Origin of the sequence: Xanthomarina gelatinilytica (assembly GCF_000348685.1) — a bacterium.
Taxonomy (GTDB): domain Bacteria; phylum Bacteroidota; class Bacteroidia; order Flavobacteriales; family Flavobacteriaceae; genus Xanthomarina; species Xanthomarina gelatinilytica.
The window spans coordinates 437,316-454,431 of the sequence record NZ_ANLA01000004.1 but is presented as its reverse complement, the minus strand read 5'-3'; the positions used below and the strand labels follow the sequence as shown (position 1 = coordinate 454,431).

17 protein-coding genes are annotated in these 17,116 nt (G+C 36.1%); 9 read left to right on the top strand and 8 right to left on the bottom strand.

Features of this window, described 5'->3' with window-relative positions:
• Positions 1–97: 97 nt before the first annotated feature.
• From D778_RS02680 to D778_RS02670, 3 genes are all read left to right on the top strand, one after another.
• The gene (locus D778_RS02680) at positions 98–871 is read left to right on the top strand and encodes a metal ABC transporter ATP-binding protein (RefSeq protein ID WP_007647432.1); all 774 of its coding nucleotides are present in this window, start codon (positions 98–100) and stop codon (positions 869–871) included.
• 134 nt (positions 872–1,005) lie between these two features.
• Positions 1,006–2,133 carry a metal ABC transporter permease gene (locus D778_RS02675; RefSeq protein WP_040491270.1) on the top strand — a complete coding sequence of 376 codons (1,128 nt, stop codon included), beginning with the start codon at positions 1,006–1,008 and terminating at the stop codon, positions 2,131–2,133.
• Complete coding sequence (locus D778_RS02670; protein WP_007647430.1) at positions 2,126–3,286, top strand: metal ABC transporter permease; 1,161 nt, start codon at positions 2,126–2,128, stop codon at positions 3,284–3,286. Before D778_RS02675 ends, D778_RS02670 begins: the two co-directional genes overlap by 8 nt.
• Before the next feature lie 49 nt (positions 3,287–3,335).
• Here the strand turns inward: D778_RS02670 and D778_RS02665 are convergent, their stop codons facing one another.
• Together D778_RS02665 and D778_RS02660 are read right to left on the bottom strand one after the other, a co-directional pair.
• Positions 3,336–3,758 carry a hypothetical protein gene (locus D778_RS02665; RefSeq protein ID WP_007647429.1) on the bottom strand — a complete coding sequence of 141 codons (423 nt, stop codon included), beginning with the start codon at positions 3,756–3,758 and terminating at the stop codon, positions 3,336–3,338.
• 80 nt (positions 3,759–3,838) lie between these two features.
• The gene (locus tag D778_RS02660) at positions 3,839–4,576 is read right to left on the bottom strand and encodes a TerB family tellurite resistance protein (RefSeq protein WP_007647428.1); all 738 of its coding nucleotides are present in this window, start codon (positions 4,574–4,576) and stop codon (positions 3,839–3,841) included.
• A gap of 210 nt (positions 4,577–4,786) precedes the next feature.
• Here D778_RS02660 and D778_RS02655 point away from each other — a divergent pair, with 210 nt between their 5' ends.
• The 4 genes from D778_RS02655 (at position 4,787) to D778_RS02640 (ending at position 7,752) form a co-directional block, all read left to right on the top strand.
• Positions 4,787–5,197: a BrxA/BrxB family bacilliredoxin gene (locus D778_RS02655; protein WP_007647427.1), complete on the top strand. Its 411-nt coding sequence runs from the start codon at positions 4,787–4,789 to the stop codon at positions 5,195–5,197.
• Positions 5,198–5,281: 84 nt separating this feature from the next.
• A complete protein-coding gene (locus D778_RS02650) occupies positions 5,282–6,019 on the top strand; it encodes a lysophospholipid acyltransferase family protein (RefSeq protein ID WP_007647426.1) in 738 nt (245 codons plus the stop codon).
• Positions 6,020–6,030: 11 nt separating this feature from the next.
• Entirely contained in the window at positions 6,031–7,014 is a 984-nt protein-coding gene (locus D778_RS02645) for an acyl-ACP desaturase (RefSeq protein ID WP_007647425.1), read from the top strand.
• Between the two features lie 81 nt (positions 7,015–7,095).
• Positions 7,096–7,752 carry an HD domain-containing protein gene (locus tag D778_RS02640; RefSeq protein ID WP_007647424.1) on the top strand — a complete coding sequence of 219 codons (657 nt, stop codon included), beginning with the start codon at positions 7,096–7,098 and terminating at the stop codon, positions 7,750–7,752.
• Positions 7,753–7,761: 9 nt separating this feature from the next.
• Here the strand turns inward: D778_RS02640 and D778_RS02635 are convergent, their stop codons facing one another.
• The 6 genes from D778_RS02635 to D778_RS02610 all read right to left on the bottom strand — a co-directional run bounded on the left by D778_RS02635 (position 7,762) and on the right by D778_RS02610 (position 14,063).
• The gene (locus tag D778_RS02635) at positions 7,762–8,544 is read right to left on the bottom strand and encodes an enoyl-CoA hydratase/isomerase family protein (protein ID WP_040491268.1); all 783 of its coding nucleotides are present in this window, start codon (positions 8,542–8,544) and stop codon (positions 7,762–7,764) included.
• A gap of 58 nt (positions 8,545–8,602) precedes the next feature.
• Positions 8,603–10,054, bottom strand: a complete 1,452-nt coding sequence (locus D778_RS02630; protein WP_007647422.1) for a sensor histidine kinase — start codon at positions 10,052–10,054, stop codon at positions 8,603–8,605.
• Between the two features lie 94 nt (positions 10,055–10,148).
• Positions 10,149–10,697, bottom strand: a complete 549-nt coding sequence (locus D778_RS02625) for a CopD family protein (protein WP_007647421.1) — start codon at positions 10,695–10,697, stop codon at positions 10,149–10,151.
• Between the two features lie 13 nt (positions 10,698–10,710).
• Positions 10,711–12,072: an MATE family efflux transporter gene (locus D778_RS02620; RefSeq protein WP_007647420.1), complete on the bottom strand. Its 1,362-nt coding sequence runs from the start codon at positions 12,070–12,072 to the stop codon at positions 10,711–10,713.
• Positions 12,072–13,109, bottom strand: a complete 1,038-nt coding sequence (gene hemH / locus D778_RS02615; protein WP_007647419.1) for a ferrochelatase — start codon at positions 13,107–13,109, stop codon at positions 12,072–12,074. Before hemH ends, D778_RS02620 begins: the two co-directional genes overlap by 1 nt.
• A 45-nt stretch (positions 13,110–13,154) precedes the next feature.
• Positions 13,155–14,063 carry a helix-turn-helix transcriptional regulator gene (locus D778_RS02610; protein ID WP_007647418.1) on the bottom strand — a complete coding sequence of 303 codons (909 nt, stop codon included), beginning with the start codon at positions 14,061–14,063 and terminating at the stop codon, positions 13,155–13,157.
• A 188-nt stretch (positions 14,064–14,251) separates the two neighbouring features.
• On the opposite strand from D778_RS02610, the gene hemA reads away from it, so the two are divergent.
• Both hemA and hemC read left to right on the top strand, forming a co-directional pair.
• Positions 14,252–15,514, top strand: a complete 1,263-nt coding sequence (hemA, locus tag D778_RS02605) for a glutamyl-tRNA reductase (protein WP_007647417.1) — start codon at positions 14,252–14,254, stop codon at positions 15,512–15,514.
• Positions 15,507–17,084: a hydroxymethylbilane synthase gene (hemC, locus tag D778_RS02600; RefSeq protein ID WP_007647416.1), complete on the top strand. Its 1,578-nt coding sequence runs from the start codon at positions 15,507–15,509 to the stop codon at positions 17,082–17,084. The genes hemA and hemC overlap by 8 nt, the downstream gene beginning before the upstream one ends.
• Positions 17,085–17,116: the final 32 nt, after the last annotated feature.

Below are 17,116 nucleotides of genomic sequence, written 5' to 3'. Positions count from 1 at the left end.
TTTCAGTTCTCACCAGAATATTGAGGCTTTTATTATAAGACCCATTTGAAAAATATATCATTTAGAGCTAAGCAAAGAATCTATAAAAAATGGATAAGTGGAAAATAAGATAGTAGAAAAAAGCAGTCCTCTTTCCTCAGGAAATATAGCAGTACAAGTAGACGATTTAACAGTTGCCTACAATTATAAGCCTGTGCTTTGGGATATAGACTTAGAAATTCCTGAAGGCGTCCTTATGGCTATAGTGGGTCCAAATGGCGCAGGAAAATCCACCTTAATCAAAGCCATATTGGGCATCTTAAAACCTATAGCTGGAAGTGTAAGCATTTATGGAAAACCATATGACGAACAACGCAAATTAGTTGCCTATGTGCCTCAAAAAGGAAGTGTGGATTGGGATTTTCCCACCACAGCCCTTGATGTTGTAATGATGGGAACCTATGGCAGTTTGGGATGGATTAAACGTCCAGGACAAAAAGAAAAAAAAGCAGCTCTGGAGGCTTTGGAAAAAGTGGGCATGTTACCCTTTAAAGGCAGACAGATCAGTCAGCTTTCCGGTGGCCAACAACAACGTATCTTTTTAGCTCGTGCCTTGGTACAAGACGCATCCATTTATTTTATGGACGAACCATTTCAAGGCGTCGATGCCACTACTGAGGTTGCCATTATTAACATTTTAAAGGATTTACGAAAAGCTGGAAAAACTGTGATTGTGGTCCATCACGATTTACAAACCGTTCCAGAATATTTTGATTGGGTGACTTTTTTAAATGTAAAAAAAATAGCAACTGGACCTGTTAAAGACATTTTCAATGATGATAATTTAACCAAAACTTACGGTATCAATTATAAAGTAAGTATTCAAGAGTGATTGGTTGTTGGTTTACAATCGTAGTTTACAAGCATGCTCAAATGAAAATGTCTTGATTGATATTATAATAAAAAACACAAACACATAAAAAATGTTTGCGAAGAAAGGGCAAGATTCCTGCATTCACAGAAACAATGGACTTGAAAGAATACATAGAACTGGTTTTTAATGATTACACTTTACGAACCATCACGTTGGGAACAGCTATTCTTGGTGCTGTTACTGGTATGCTTGGTAGTTTTGCCGTATTGAGAAAACAAAGTTTACTAGGAGATGCCATTTCTCATGCTGCACTTCCCGGAATAGCCATCGCGTTTTTAATTACTGGATCCAAGGATAGCAACACCTTGCTTGTTGGCGCATTGATAAGTGGTCTCATTGGAACTTTTTGGATACGTGGCATTATTGCCAAAACACATTTAAAATCTGATACAGCCTTAGGTTTAATACTTTCCTTATTTTTTGGATTTGGAATGCTATTGCTAACATTCATCCAAAAACAACCAAACGCCAACCAAGCTGGACTGGATAAATATTTGTTTGGTCAAGCAGCAACTTTGGTTGAAAGCGATGTGTGGTTAATGGCAATTATTACAGGTCTTTGCCTCTTTGTTTTGTTGTTCTTTTGGAAAGAGTTCAAACTCTTTTTGTTTGATACAGATTATGCAAAAACCCTAGGCTTTAACACCAATTTTATTGATATCCTTATCACATCGTTTATTGTTTTGGCTATTGTTCTGGGATTGCAAACAGTAGGTGTTGTATTAATGAGTGCCATGTTGTTGGCTCCTGCTGCTGCTGCTAGGCAATGGACAAACAGTTTGTCTAAAATGGTGGTTTTGGCTGCCGTTTTTGGCGCTTTTTCTGGTGTTTTGGGAACTGCCATTAGTGCCAGTCAAAACAATTTGTCCACAGGACCTGTAATTGTTATAATTGCTTCTGTTTTTGTGATATTTTCCTTTATTTTTTCACCTAGTCGAGGCTTGCTTTTCCGTCAAATTAGATTTATTGCAAACAGACGTGACCTAGAACTGCAAAAAACCCTGGCATTCATGTACCACATTGCAGAGACCCACGAGGATATCTCGCATCCACATACCATAAAAATATTAAATAATTTTCAAGGCTATACACGCAAAACCCTTCAAAAATTAGTAGATAAAAATTATGTGACCTTAGATGGAACCATGTGGAGCTTAACAGAAAAAGGCTTTGAAACTGCTGCCAATTTATACAATCAACAAGCTATAAAAGATGAATAGTGCACAAATAGAAATACAATTAATTGCAAGCTTGGTAGCTATTGCTTGTGCTATTCCAGGTACTTTTTTAGTACTCAGAAAAATGGCCATGATTAGTGATGCCATAAGTCATTCCATTCTTCCAGGACTTGTTATTGGCTTTTTTATTACACAAGACCTCAATTCCCCTTTACTCATTTTATTGGCTGCCTTAACAGGAATTATAACAGTTGTTTTGGTGGAACGGATTCAAAAAACAGGATTGGTAAAAGAAGATACAGCTATAGGCTTGGTGTTTCCTGCACTGTTTAGCATAGGTGTGATTTTAATCGCTAAAAATGCCAACGACATTCATTTAGATGTGGATGCAGTATTATTGGGCGAATTAGCTTTTGCTCCTTTTGACAGGCTTATTATTGCAGGAGCTGATATAGGCCCAAAATCTTTATGGGTTATTGGAACCATCTTGGCCATAACCATAGGCTTATTAATCGCTTTTTTTAAAGAACTTAAAATAAGCACGTTCGATGCTGGTCTGGCAGCTTCTTTAGGGTTTTCGCCTGCTTTAATACATTATGGATTAATGACGATGGCATCTATAACAACCGTTGGTGCTTTCGATGCAGTTGGAGCCATTCTGGTCGTGGCTTTAATGATTGCTCCTGCAGCAAGTGCCTATTTACTTACCACAGATTTAAAAAAAATGCTTGGACTTGCAATAGCTTTTGGTGTTTTTAGTGCTATTTCAGGTTATTGGTTAGCTCATTGGTTGGATGCTTCCATTGCTGGTTCCATCACGACCATGTTGGGCATATTGTTTTTAATTATCTATTTGTTTGCACCAAACAAAGGTTTAATTGCCGTCATGTATCGGGAAAAGCAACAACGTACTGAAGTTTCGTTGTTAACTTTTTTACTTCATTTAAAAAATCATTCTGAAGAACGTGAACGACACGTTAATCATCTTCAAGAACATATCAATTGGCAAAAAGTAAGGGCTAAAACCGTTCTAGATCTTGCGCTTAAAAACAACATGATTCTAATTAACAACAAGATTGTGTCTCTAACTCAAAAAGGAGATGAATTCACGTCTAAAGCTATCGATTACATCATTACAAATGAAGACGCTCAAATAGAAGACATGAAAGACGATTTCTTTTTATTTAGGGGTTAAAAAGTTTTAGTTGATATCAAAACATATTTCAAGCTTTGTATTGCGCGACCTATTGCTTTATTAACTTCCTTCCCACTAACCAAGATATATCGGATTTGATTATTTGTATCGTTGTCGCCATCTCACGATTAGTAGTATCTCGATGGGATTTTGTATGAAATCGTGCTTGGGTATGATTCAAGTTTAAAGTGAATTTTGCATCAAAATCGGCATCAGTGGCAGTAAAATAAACAATCTTTTTATCCAATTTCCAAGTGCCTCTTCCGTAAGCATTGATTTCCGGTGGATTTGAACCATCCAACTTTTTTACACTATGGATATTGAAGCTTCCATTTGGATGTAAAATGATTGTTTCACCAAAAGTTCCATTGGAACCTTCAAAGCTAAATTGATAAGTTCCAGACACCATTTCTATTTGTGAAAAGGCAATAGATTGAAACATGATTAAACCGAAAAAAAGTAGCTGTTTCATAATAAATTGAATTAGAAAACACTAATAACACAAATAAGTAACTGCATGTTAACTATAATTGTAAATATAACACTTTTATCCTAAAACCCTCGCTCCTTCTGCAACTGTTCATAAGCGGCTTGGACCTGTCTGAATTTTTCTTCTGCACCTTTTTGGTGCTCTTTTCCCAAGTGGACCACTTTATCTGGATGGTATTTTTTGGCCATTTTCCTATAAGCTGCCTTAATTTCTGTAACCGTTGCCTGTTTTGATATTTCAAGAATCTTATAGGCATTGTCGCTACTGTTATAAAACATGGCTTTGATACTTTCAAAATCTGCATGGCTTATCCCTAAATAATTGGCTATGGCTTGAATGGAGCTTACTTCACTTTCCAAAACAATGCCGTCGGCTTTGGCAATTCCGAATAAAAAATGAAGCAACTGTAAACGTGATGGATGATCCATCATTTGCCGAATTTGCAAACAAACCTGTCTTGTTGGAATATCTTGTTTGTTTATTCCTTTAAACAATTTAAAAGCATGATTGGCTCGTTCCTTTCCATACATGCCAACAAATTGTTGACGCACAAAATCCAGTTCCCTTTGGTCCTGTTTGCCATCGGCTTTAATAACTATAGAGGAAAGAATAAGCAGGCTCACTTCAAAATCGCCAGACTTGGTTTGCCTTCTTCTAGCATAGGGGTTTTGTGTGTCTACTTTTATGCTTCCGTTTGAAAAACCATCTACAACACTTCCTAAAGCCATGCCTAAAATAGCTCCTATAGGACCACCTAAAGACCAGCCTATGGCAGCACCAATCCACTTTGAAAAACTCATTCTATCTTTAAACTTTTATGTATTGCACAAACCTGTATTGATTACCTGACACCCAAAAAACGTGTAGGGTGTTTGCTTGGTTCGCAACATCCGAATTATTACAATATTAAATTTTGGGTAAATATACTATTTGTTAGTAGTTTGTTTATATACTTTGTTACACAATTGGTATCTTTGTATTTTAAAACAATAATCTAAAATTTATAAGATATGTATCCAGCAGAATTAGTAAAACCCATGCGCGAAGATTTAACCAAAGTTGGTTTTGAAGAATTACATACTGCAGAAGCTGTAGAATCTGCCTTGGCAAAAGAAGGAACTACTTTGGTTGTGGTAAACTCTGTTTGTGGTTGTGCTGCAGCAAATGCGCGTCCAGGAGCAAGAATGAGCATTCAAAACGCCAAACGCCCTACACATTTAGTAACCGTTTTTGCAGGTGTTGATAAAGAAGCTGTTGAAAAAGCTAGAGAACACATGATCCCATTCCCTCCAAGCTCGCCTTGCATGGCGCTTTTTAAAAATGGTGAATTGGTTCACATGTTAGAGCGTCATCATATTGAAGGTCGTCCAGCAGAAGTTATCGCTGAAAATTTAATGGATGCTTACAACGAATATTGCTAAAATAATATTCTGTACAAAAATATTAAACCACGATTTTTGTCGTGGTTTTTTTGTCTTTACTTTTCAAACATCTAATTTTGTAAGATGCAAAAATTTGTCGCCTATATCTTAACATCCATTTACGCAGTGTTTTTTTTACTGACATTGGTTGTGTTTCATCCCATACAGTGGTTTTGTTTTAATGTGTTAGGATATCAAGCACATAAAAAAAGTGTGGATTGGCTTCAGTTTTTTATTCTGCGCTGCACCAATATTTTAGGGACGCGCTACACTTTTACCAATCCTTATAAAATTGCAAAGGACCAACCTCTAATTATAGTTTCCAACCATCAAAGCATGTACGATATTCCTTGTATTATCTGGTATATGCGCAAACATCATCCTAAATTTATTAGCAAGCAGGAATTGGGCAAAGGCATTCCAAGTGTGTCTTATAATTTGCGTCATGGAGGCTCTGTTTTAATCGATAGGAAAAACCCCAGACAATCCTTGCCTGCCATTATGAAATTTGGGGAATACATAGAAAAAACCAAGCGGGCAGCAGTTATTTTTCCAGAAGGCACACGCAGTAAAAATGGACAGCCCAAGCCTTTTCAAACCAAAGGACTTGAAATGCTATTTAAAAAAATCCCATCGGCAACCATTGTTCCCATTACCATTAACAATTCCTGGAAAATGTTAAGATATGGTAAATTTCCTATGGGAATTGGAAATCATATTCAATTAACGGTTCACGAACCTTTAAAATTGAGTAACTTTGAAAATAAGCAGGAGTTAATCAAGCAAATTGAAAAAGCAATTGGCTCCAGCATAAACCCTTAAAACCTAAAATTATGTCGTTGAAAAATGTGAGATTGGAAGTGATGAAGTATTTGGAAAAAGACGTCGATTCCTTAATAGAAAAATACCTGATACCCATAGATAATATCTGGCAACCAACCGATTTTTTGCCCAATTCTGAAGGTGAGAACTTTATGGAGGAAGTGAAAGAAATTAGAGAGCTTTCCAAAGAACTTCCTTACGATTTTTGGGTAGTTTTGGTTGGAGATATGATTACCGAAGAAGCTTTGCCAACTTACGAATCCTGGCTTATGGACGTGGAAGGTGTGGACCAAGTGGGAAGGAATTCTTGGGGAAAATGGGTTAGGCATTGGACAGCCGAAGAAAACAGACATGGAGACGTGTTAAACAAATACCTATACCTTTCTGGGAGAGTGAATATGAAAGAAATTGAAAAAACCACACAACATCTTATTGCTGATGGTTTTGATATAGGCACAGACCAAGATCCATATAAAAACTTTCTGTATACCAGTTTTCAAGAATTAGCAACTTATATTTCTCACAATCGCGTGGCTAAATTAGCTAAAGACAAAGGAAATAAGCAATTAAGCAAAATGTGTAAGATCATTTCTGGGGACGAAATGAGGCATCATCACGCCTACTGCGAATTTGTGGAACGTATTTTTAAAGTGGATCCCAATCAAATGATGATGGCTTTTCAGCATATGATGAAATTAAAAATTACCATGCCTGCACATTTTTTAAGAGAATCTGGAGGAAAAATAGGAACAGCTTTCGAAGAGTTTTCCAACACAGCTCAACGCATTGGTGTATATACCTCAACCGATTATGTGGAGATTCTGGAAAAACTTTTAAAACGCTGGGAAATAGATAAAATTACCAACCTTTCTGATGAAGCCGAAAAAGCACGCGATTATTTAATGAAACTACCATCGCGTTTAATAAGACTCTCGGAACGTATGAAAATCCCGGAAAATTCTTATCAATTTAAATGGGTGGAACCTGCTGTTTAATCAATAATTGTCCGTCTAAGTCTAATTCAACCATAAAGTGGTATTTAGACTGCGCTCAATCTGAAAGAAAGAATCTGTTTCGTGAATCAAAAAGAACAAATTGAAAAAACCATTGTGTTTGTAAAAGAGACCCTGAAACATGCCGAAGGTGGTCATGACTGGTTTCACACTCAAAGAGTGTATAAAAATGCCTTGCTCATTTCTGAAAAGGAAATAGTAAATGTCTTTATTGTTCAACTAGGTGCTTTATTACATGATATTGCTGATAGCAAATTCCATGATGGAGACGAAACGCTTGGTCCTAAATTAGCTCGAGATTTTTTAAACAGCATTCAAGTTGAAAAAAAGGTTATAGATCATGTCATCAACATTATTGACAACATATCCTATGGTTCTTCTTTAAATCCTTCAAAAACATTTAAATCCCCAGAACTGGATGTGGTTCAAGATGCCGATAGATTAGATGCCCTTGGAGCCATTGGCATTGCCAGAACTTTTAATTATGGAGGGTTTAAAAACAGAGCGCTATACAATCCAGATATTTTACCAGACCTTAACATGAGCCAAGAAACCTATAAAAAATCCACGGCTCCAACCATCAATCATTTTTACGAAAAACTATTGTTGCTTAAAGACCTCATGAACACTAAAACAGGCAAACAAATAGCCCAAAAACGCCATGAATATATGGAAGGGTTTTTAGAGCAATTTTATGCCGAATGGGAAGGGGAAAAGTAATTATGTTTTTTACTTCCCAGGAAAATCAGCCTTACGTTTTTCCAGAAAGGCAGTGGTTCCTTCTTTAAAGTCTTCGGTTCCAAAACAGTTTCCAAACTCCTCAATCTCTATTTTAAATCCATTAACACCATCTTTATAGTTTGCGTTAACAGCTTTTATGGCACCTTTAATTGCTACTGAAGAGTTTCGCATAATTTTACCAGCAATTTTTTCGGCAAGTGGTAAAAGTTCTTCTTGGGTGGTTACATGGTTTACCAATCCGAAATCAAGTGCTGTATTGGCATCTATCATGCCAGCAGTCATAACCATTTCCATAGCACGACCTTTGCCAACTAGTTGTGGTAACCGCTGTGTGCCACCATAACCTGGAATAACGCCTAAAGAAGTTTCTGGTAATCCCATTTTGGCATTATCGCTAGCCACTCTAAAATGACAAGCCATAGCCAATTCCAAACCTCCACCAAGTGCAAAACCGTTCACTGCTGCAATTACAGGCGTGGATAGGTTTTCAACAAAATCGAATAATAACTCCTGACCTTTAGCAGCCAATTTACCTCCATTTTCCACATCAAAATGTGCAAACTCGCTAATATCTGCTCCAGCAACAAAAGCTTTGTCGCCACTTCCAGTAATAATTATTACTTTGGTGTTGGTATCTGTATTGGCAGCATCCAGAGCATCGTGCAATTCTTGAATGGTGTTTTTGTTTAAGGCATTCAATTTGTTGGGTCTGTTAATGGTAATGGTGGTCATTCCGTTTTGGAAGTTTGCTAAGATATTTTCGTAAGTCATTTTTTAAATTTTATAAAGACTCTTCGACAGGCTCAGAGTAACAATAATTTATATTTTATTATTTAGGGAAGGTTACTTTAAAGACAGTTCCTTCATTTTTTTGAGATGTAAAGGTAATACTTCCGTGATAAGTTTCCACAATGTTTTTTACCATTCCCAACCCAAGTCCCATGCCACTGGATTTGGTGGTGAATTTAGGCTCAAATATTTTTTGGCTATTTTCTTCGGAAATACCAATGCCATTATCTGAAACTTCAATAACAACATGATTGTTTTCCTCTGAAACACGAACAACAATACGTTTATCTTCCTGTTCGTCTGGAATGGCCTGAATACCATTTTTCACCAAATTGGTAATGACACGAATAAGCTGGGTTCTATCAAATTTTGCTTTAATGTCTTTTCTGTCAGATTTAAAGACAATATAGTCTTCACTAAAAATATCTAGAGCCAGACGTGTAATCTCAACCACATTCAACATTTCGTTTTGCTGTGCAGGCATTTTTGCAAAGTTTGAAAATGCCGAAGCAATGGAGCTCATGGTGTCTATTTGCTGAATAAGGGTTTTGGAATATTCTTCTACTTTTTGATGAATGTGCTCGTCGTTGGGATCAAATTTTCTTTGAAAACTCTGCACAGTCAAACGCATGGGAGTCAAGGGGTTTTTAATTTCATGTGCAACCTGTTTTGCCATCTCTCTCCAAGCTTGTTCACGTTCACTGGTTGCTAATTTTACAGCACTTTCCTCAAGCTGATCTATCATGCTGTTATAAGATTTTACAAGTGCTGCTATCTCTTCGCTGGATGACTCTATGTCTATTTTTTTATTTTGTTTTTCCAGCCTGATTTCATTCATTTTATCACTTATGGTTTTAAGTGATTTGGTAATGTATTTAGACAGGAAATAAGCCAAACTAATGGCTATGATAAGCATCACCAAATAGGCATAAGCCAGCCTCTCTAAAAACTCGTCCAACTCTTTGTTTAAAAAATCATCATTTTCCAGATAAGGCAAGTTTAAAATGGCTAAAGGTTTAAATTTTTTATCGGTTATATAGGTGTATGAAGACAGAAATACTTCGTCGTTTTCTACCGTTTTGCTAACAAACCTATGTTCTACAGTATTGGATAAAGCATTTAAAACTTCAGCACTTAAACATTTTGTTAAGGAATCGGTTTCAAAGGTGGCTCTGGAAGATTTAATAAGCCCACCATCCAAATCGTAAAGGTTTATTTGCAGTTTGTGAATGGCTGCAATTTCATAAATTTCTTCTTTAAAAATTAAAGGCATGGTTTCGGTAGTAACCGGATAGGTGGTTTTTTTTATAGCATAATTAATGCTTTCCCTAATGTTTTCTTCTTTACGCTCCAACCTTTCGTTGTGGTAATCCCTAGCTTCTTCGTTGTATTGATAAATAGTTACAGCAGCAATTAGAATGGAAGCCAAGAGCACCAGCAAAATCATAGCCAAAAACAAGCGAAGTCGTAAAGAAAGTTTTCCTAAGTACATAGTAAGAATTGTGCTGCAATAAATATAACAATAATCAAACCAAATGCACTTTAGACTTTGTAAATTTTAATTTGAAGTCTTTAAGGTTTACCGATTAAACATCCGGGTTTTTTTCTCTCATGCGCTTGTATATTTTAAAGCCAAGCATCAACAAGATCCCTAAGACAAATATTCCAACCACACCAAAAACCCAATTTATGGCACTTTTTAAGATCACCAAAAACACTACGGCAAATAAAATAAATGTGGCACCTTCGTTCCAAAGTCTCATAAAATTCGAGGATGTTTTAACCACATCCTGTTGCAGTTGTCTGTAGTACAAATGTGTTTTAAAATGGTACAGGTACAACAGCAAAACAAAAGCCAATTTAACGTGCATCCATGGTTGTTGTAGCCATAGTGGCTGTAAGACCAACAACCAAATAGCAAAAACAGTAGCTAAAATTGCCGATGGCCAAGTAATGATGGTCCACAAACGTTTAGACATGAGTTTTAACTGTTTACCAAGGATTTCTTTTTCTGGAGACGGTTTATGAAAAGCTTCAATTTGATAAACAAACAGTCTTGGAATGTAAAACAAACCTGCAAACCAAGTAATAACAAATATAAGATGAAGCGATTTTATGTAGTTGTAATATTCCACAGTTTAAATGTAATTATTCTTTTTCAACTGGTTTTATGGTTAAGGTGGATTTTATTTCCTTATTTAGGTAATAGGCAGTAACAATAGTAGCCAAAACATCTGAAATAGGAAAAGACATCCACACGCCTAGTTCGGCGTAAAATATAGGCAAAATAAGTATTAAGGGAATAAAAAAGAATCCTTGTCTTGTTAGGGTCAATAAAAGTGCTGGAATGGCTTTTCCTATAGCTTGAAAATAAGCTGCCCCAATAAGTTGAATGGCAATAATAGGTGTTGCTGCAAAAACCCAACGCATGGCACTGGGAGTTTCCTTTATAACTTCGGCATCATGTGTAAACAACCTGGTAATGGCTTCTGGAAACACCATAAGCAGCACAAATATCATGCTTGCCAAAATCACAGCGTATTTTATGGCTGTATTGATAACCAATCGTACTCTCAAAAATTTAGCAGCTCCATAATTAAACCCAGCTATAGGCAAAAACCCTTGTGTGATACCAAATACAGGAAACAAAGCAAACATGAGCATCCTTCCCACAATGGCGTAAGAGGTTACCGAAGTTTCCCCTCCCAAATCGTAAAGAATGTTGTTCATAAAAAGATAGGTAATGCTTACAACAGCTTGTCTTGCAAGTGTTACAAAACCTAAAGACCCTATTTCTTTTACAATATTTTTTTGAAGTCCGAAATGCGAAAACTTAATTTTTAATTCTGAATTTTTAGAGGCAAAAAACCACAAAATAAAGACAAAACACAACAAGTAGGATGCTGTTGTGGCCCAAGCTGCACCTTCCATTCCATAGCCCATCAAATTGATAAATACGTAATCCAACACGAGATTTCCAACCGATGGAATCATCATGGCATACATAGCAAATTTGGGTTTCCCTTCAGCTCTTATAACAGTATTTCCCATCATGCACAAGGCTAGAAAAGGTACACCATAAAGCACGATTTTATAGTAAATTTTTGCTGGCTCAAAAATTGTTCCTTTCCCTCCAAAGGCAGGAATAATGGCATCTACATAATATAAACCAAACACAACCAATGTTACCGTAAACAATAGTGTTAAGGTAATTTGGTTCCCAAAAGTTTTTAATGCTTTTTCTGTTTTATCTCCTCCCAAAGCACGAGAGATTATGGAAGAACCTCCTATCCCAATGGACATTCCCAGGGCTGCAATAAAAAAGGAAACCGGTAAGACCACATTTATGGCTGCAATGGCTGTGGCGCCAATCCAATTTCCAACAAAAATGGTATCTACAAGAATGTTAAGCGACATCACCAAAATACCAATAGAGGCAGGAACTGCTTGTTTAATAAGAAGTTTTCCTATAGGTTGTGTGCCCAGATCCTGTGAAGATACTTTTGCCATTAAACGCGTTCTGCTATACTAGGTTCTGCCCAATTCATGATCCATTTTGAAAGCAATTCTACCCAAGGGTCGTCATCATTCAAGCAAGGAATGGTAGTAAATTCCTTCCCACCAATTTCATGGAAAATTTCTTGTCCTTCCATAGCTATTTCCTCTAAAGTTTCCAGACAATCGCTTACAAAAGCAGGAGTAACAATAGCCATGTTTTTAATGCCTTGTTTCCCCAAACGCTCTATGGTTCTATCTGTATAAGGTTGTAACCAGGGGTCAAATCCTAATCTGGACTGAAAACTGGTGGAGTAGGTTCCTGTTTTTAATTGCAATTTTTTTGCAACCAATCTGGTAACCTCCAAGCATTGATGCCTGTAACAAAATTCATGCGCACTGGAAGGAGTGGCACAGCAACTGCCATCTATTTTACAGTGGGATTTTGTAACATCGCTTTTAAAAATATGTCTCTCCGGAACGCCATGATAAGAGAATAACAAATGTTCGTAAGTTTTACCTTCCAAATGTTTTGAGATACTGTTTGACAACACTTCTATATAATCTGGGTTATTATAAAAGGCTGGGAAATCTGTAATTTTAATGTTTGGAAAATGTGTCTTTCTAATTTGCTCGGCCAACACCAAAATGGTTTCGGTAGTTGCCATGGCAAATTGTGGATATAACGGAATTAGCAATACCTCATCCACACCTTTATCCACCAATTCCTGAAGCCCTTTTTTTATGGTCATGCTTCCATAGCGCATAGCCAAAGCTACAGGATAGTTTTCTACCTTATGCTGTATTTTTTTTTGCAATCTTTTTGAAATAACTATCAGTGGAGACCCTTCTTCCCACCAAATTTTTTGATAGGCAGCTGCAGATGCTTTGGGCCTGGTGTTTAAAATAATGCCTTTTACCAATAAGGTCCTTGCCCAAAGTGGTACATCTATAACACGTTCGTCCATTAAAAATTCACCTAAATATTCTTTTACATCTTTAGGGTTTGGGCTATCTGGCGAGCCAAGATTGACTAATAATATGCCTTTCATATATTTTTGAAAAAGTAAAAATTGTTATCTAAAAATTTTACATATTTAAGACTGCGAAGATACCGACATTAAATATTTTTTTGGAGTTGTTCCGTATTTCTTTTTAAAAGCAGAAATAAAATGACTGGATGTGCTATAGCCAACTTTCAGCCCTACCTCGTTTACGTTGTGACTACCAGTTTCCAGTAATTTTCTGGCAAATTCCATTTTATAATCGAATAAAAAACTAAAAACCGAATCCCCATAAATCTCTTTAAAACCTTCTTTTAGTTTTTTTAAGCTCAGCTGTATTTCATCAGCTAATTCCTGTAATGTTGGAGGTTCAGCCATTCTGGAAATAATGATGTCTTTGGCTTTTCTAATTTTAATCACATTGGTTTCATCCACCAAAAAAGGGCATTGTTCTATATTGGCATCTTCACTTCTGTTAAAATACAGGCTCAACAATTCGTATGCTTTGCCTTTAAAGTATAGGTTTTTTATAGATGAATTTAAATTATAATTTATCAACTGATTTAAAACTATGGCCATGGATGGCGAGATGTTTCCGTCCTTATAATACTTCTTATCCTTATTGTCGTCGCTTAAAAAGGTTATGTAATCGGCTTCCTGTGAAAACAAACCGTGAAATTTTTTAATAGAAATTAATACCGAAACCAACCAGGAATGTGGGTTTACAATTAAATGTATGGGTAAATCACGTTGTGGATTGTATAGTAAAAGTGAGTTTTCGTCTTGTATATCCAAAGCATAACGTCCTTCGTTAAAAATAAATTTACTGGAACCCTTTACACAATAGTGAAACTGAATAAAACTACTATCTATCTCACGTTCAAGTGTTTCAAAAACACCACTTTCATTTTGATAGGTTAAAACAAAAAAATCTTTATCAATTTCAACTTCTTCAAAAGCACCTTTAGCGATATTTTTTTCTACAATAAAACTCGAATTCATGATTATTTATTTAGATTGATTCTAAACTAAATCGTTTAAAAGCATTGATATGAGTGCAAAAATATGACATTTATCATATTATATTAAAAAATAAAGTTAAAAAACGACTAGCGACATTTAAAGTTCTTTGAGCGTTACTTTTTATCTAAACATAAATATACATTTGTTCAAGAATTCCCAAGTCAGGTATGGAATATATGAATACATCAAAAACAACATACTTCTACGCCATTGGTTTAAGTTATAAAAAAGCCGATGCTGAAATTAGAGGACATTTTAGTTTGGACGATCAAGCCAAATCCAACTTGCTACAACAGGCAAAAGAAGTTGGCATAGAAAGTTTGATTGTAACATCTACTTGCAACAGAACCGAGATTTATGGTTTTGCAGAGCATCCTTATCAGTTAATAAAACTCCTGTGTGAAAACACCAAAGGAACTGTTGAAGAGTTTCAAAACGTAGCATACATTTACAAAGGTAAAGAGGCTGTGTCGCACATGTTTAAAGTGGGCTCAGGATTGGACAGTCAAATTCTTGGCGATTTTGAGATTATAAGCCAGCTAAAAAACAGTGCGAGAAACTCCAAAAAAGAAGGCTTATTGAATGCCTTTGTGGAACGCTTGATCAATGCCGTAATCCAAGCCAGTAAACGCATTAAGACAGAAACCAACATTTCTTCTGGGGCTACCTCTGTTTCTTTTGCTTCGGTTCAATACATCATGAGCAACGTTCCCGATGTAACCAATAAAAACATTTTGCTTTTTGGTACCGGAAAAATTGGTAGAAACACGTGCGAAAACCTGGTAAAACATACCAAAAACAAACATATTACCTTAATTAACAGAACTAAGAATAAAGCCGAAGAAGTCGCTGGAAAATTCAATTTATTGGTTAAGGATTACGCCAATTTGCAAGAAGAAATCAATCAAACAGATGTATTGATAGTTGCAACAGGAGCTCAAAATCCAACAGTTGACAAGCACTTGATTCAATCTAAAAAACCATTATTGATTTTAGATCTATCCATTCCTAGAAACGTACATTTAAATGTTTTAGAACTAGAGCATGTAAGTTTAATTCATCTGGACGATTTATCTCAAATCACAGACGAAACGTTAGAGAAACGCAAGGCTCAAATCCCAATTGCCAAACAAATCCTCAATGAAGTTGAAGCCGAGTTCAATTCATGGCTGGAAACCAGAAAGTTTGCCCCAACCATTAAAGCCTTAAAATTAAAGTTAAACGATTTTAAAATTGCTGAATTAGATACTCAACGCAAAAAATTGGTTGGTTTTAATGAAGAACAAGCCGAAATTATCAGCAATAACATCATTCAAAAAATAACCAATCATTTTGCCCATCATTTAAAAGATGATACCATTCCTACAGATGAAAGCCTGGAACTTATAAAAAAGGTATTTCAATTAGAAGCCACTACAAACCATGTCTAAAACAATTAGAATTGGTACTCGCGATAGTGATTTAGCACTATGGCAAGCCAGAACAGTACAAAAACTATTAGAAAACTTAGGGCATAAAACAGAACTTGTTCCAGTTAAATCCACTGGCGATTTGGTTCTGGACAAGCCCTTATACGAACTTGGGATAACAGGTGTTTTTACCAAAACATTGGATATTGCCATGTTAAATAACGACATAGACATTGCTGTACATTCCTCAAAAGATGTACCAACAGTTCTACCTACTGGCATTGTGCAAGCTGCAGTAATAAAACGAGGCAATATTAAAGACAGCTTGGTATTTAAAAACAACGAAGAGTTTTTATCGCACAAAGATGCCATTATTGCTACTGGAAGTCTGCGCAGAAAAGCACAATGGCTAAACAGATATCCAACCCATACCGTAGTAGGATTACGAGGGAACGTTAATTTAAGGTTGCAAAAACTTCAGGAAAATAGCGATTGGAATGGAGCTATTTTTGCAGCAGCTGGTTTGGGAAGATTGAACATAAAACCAGAAAACATTATCAATCTGGATTGGATGGTTCCTGCGCCTGCACAAGGTGCCATCATGATTACAGCTTTAGACGAAGATGAAGACATTAAAGCCATTTGTGCCCAAATCAACCATGAAGAAACCGAAATTTGCACAACCATAGAACGTAAGTTTTTAAACCTTTTGGAAGGTGGCTGTACTGCCCCAATAGGTGCTTTGGCCTACATTAAAAACGAAGAAGTGATTTTTAAAGGGGTTTTACTAAGTCCAGATGGCTCTAAAAAAATTGAGGTTTCCAGAATCGAAAAATTAGGGGAACATCACAACATAGCTGCTTACTGCTCCAACTACATTATTGAACGTGGTGGTAAAATCTTGATGGATGGCATAAAAAACCAAAACAAGAAAACCAATGTTTACTCCACAAAAACATTAACCGAAGGACAAGTACAATTGCTTAGCAACGATATTTTTGTTAAAAGTAACGATGCCATTAAAATTAGCTTGAACAGAATTCCACTTGCTGTTTTAAAAGCTCCTATAAAAAACGTTGTGATAACCAGCAAAAATGCCGTAGAAGCTATTTTAACCAATTGTCCGGCAGAAGACTTGCAGTTTGAAAACATTTATTGTGTTGGCCGAAGAACCAAGCGCATGGTTGAAAAACGAATTGGGAAAGTAACCCATTCCGAAAACAACGCTAAAGACCTGGCAAACCATCTGGTGGAATTTCTTGAAGGTACAGAAGTCACTTACTTTTGTAGCGATTTAAGATTGGATTATTTACCAATGATCCTAAGTGAAAACAAAATAAAAGTCAACGAAATTGAAGCTTATCAAACCAAATACGATGCTATTGAAGTAGACAAAAACATTGAAGGTGTTATGTTTTATAGCCCTTCCACAGTACAGAGCTACATAAAGAAAAACCACGCAAATGGTATTGCTTTTTGTATTGGTGAATCTACGGCCTTAGAAGCAAAAAAACACTTTAAGGATGTTAGGGTTGCAAAAGTGCCAACAGTGGAAAGCGTTATTGAATTGGTAAACGAACATTATATATAAACCCTTGTCGTGCTGAATTTTTTTAAGCATGT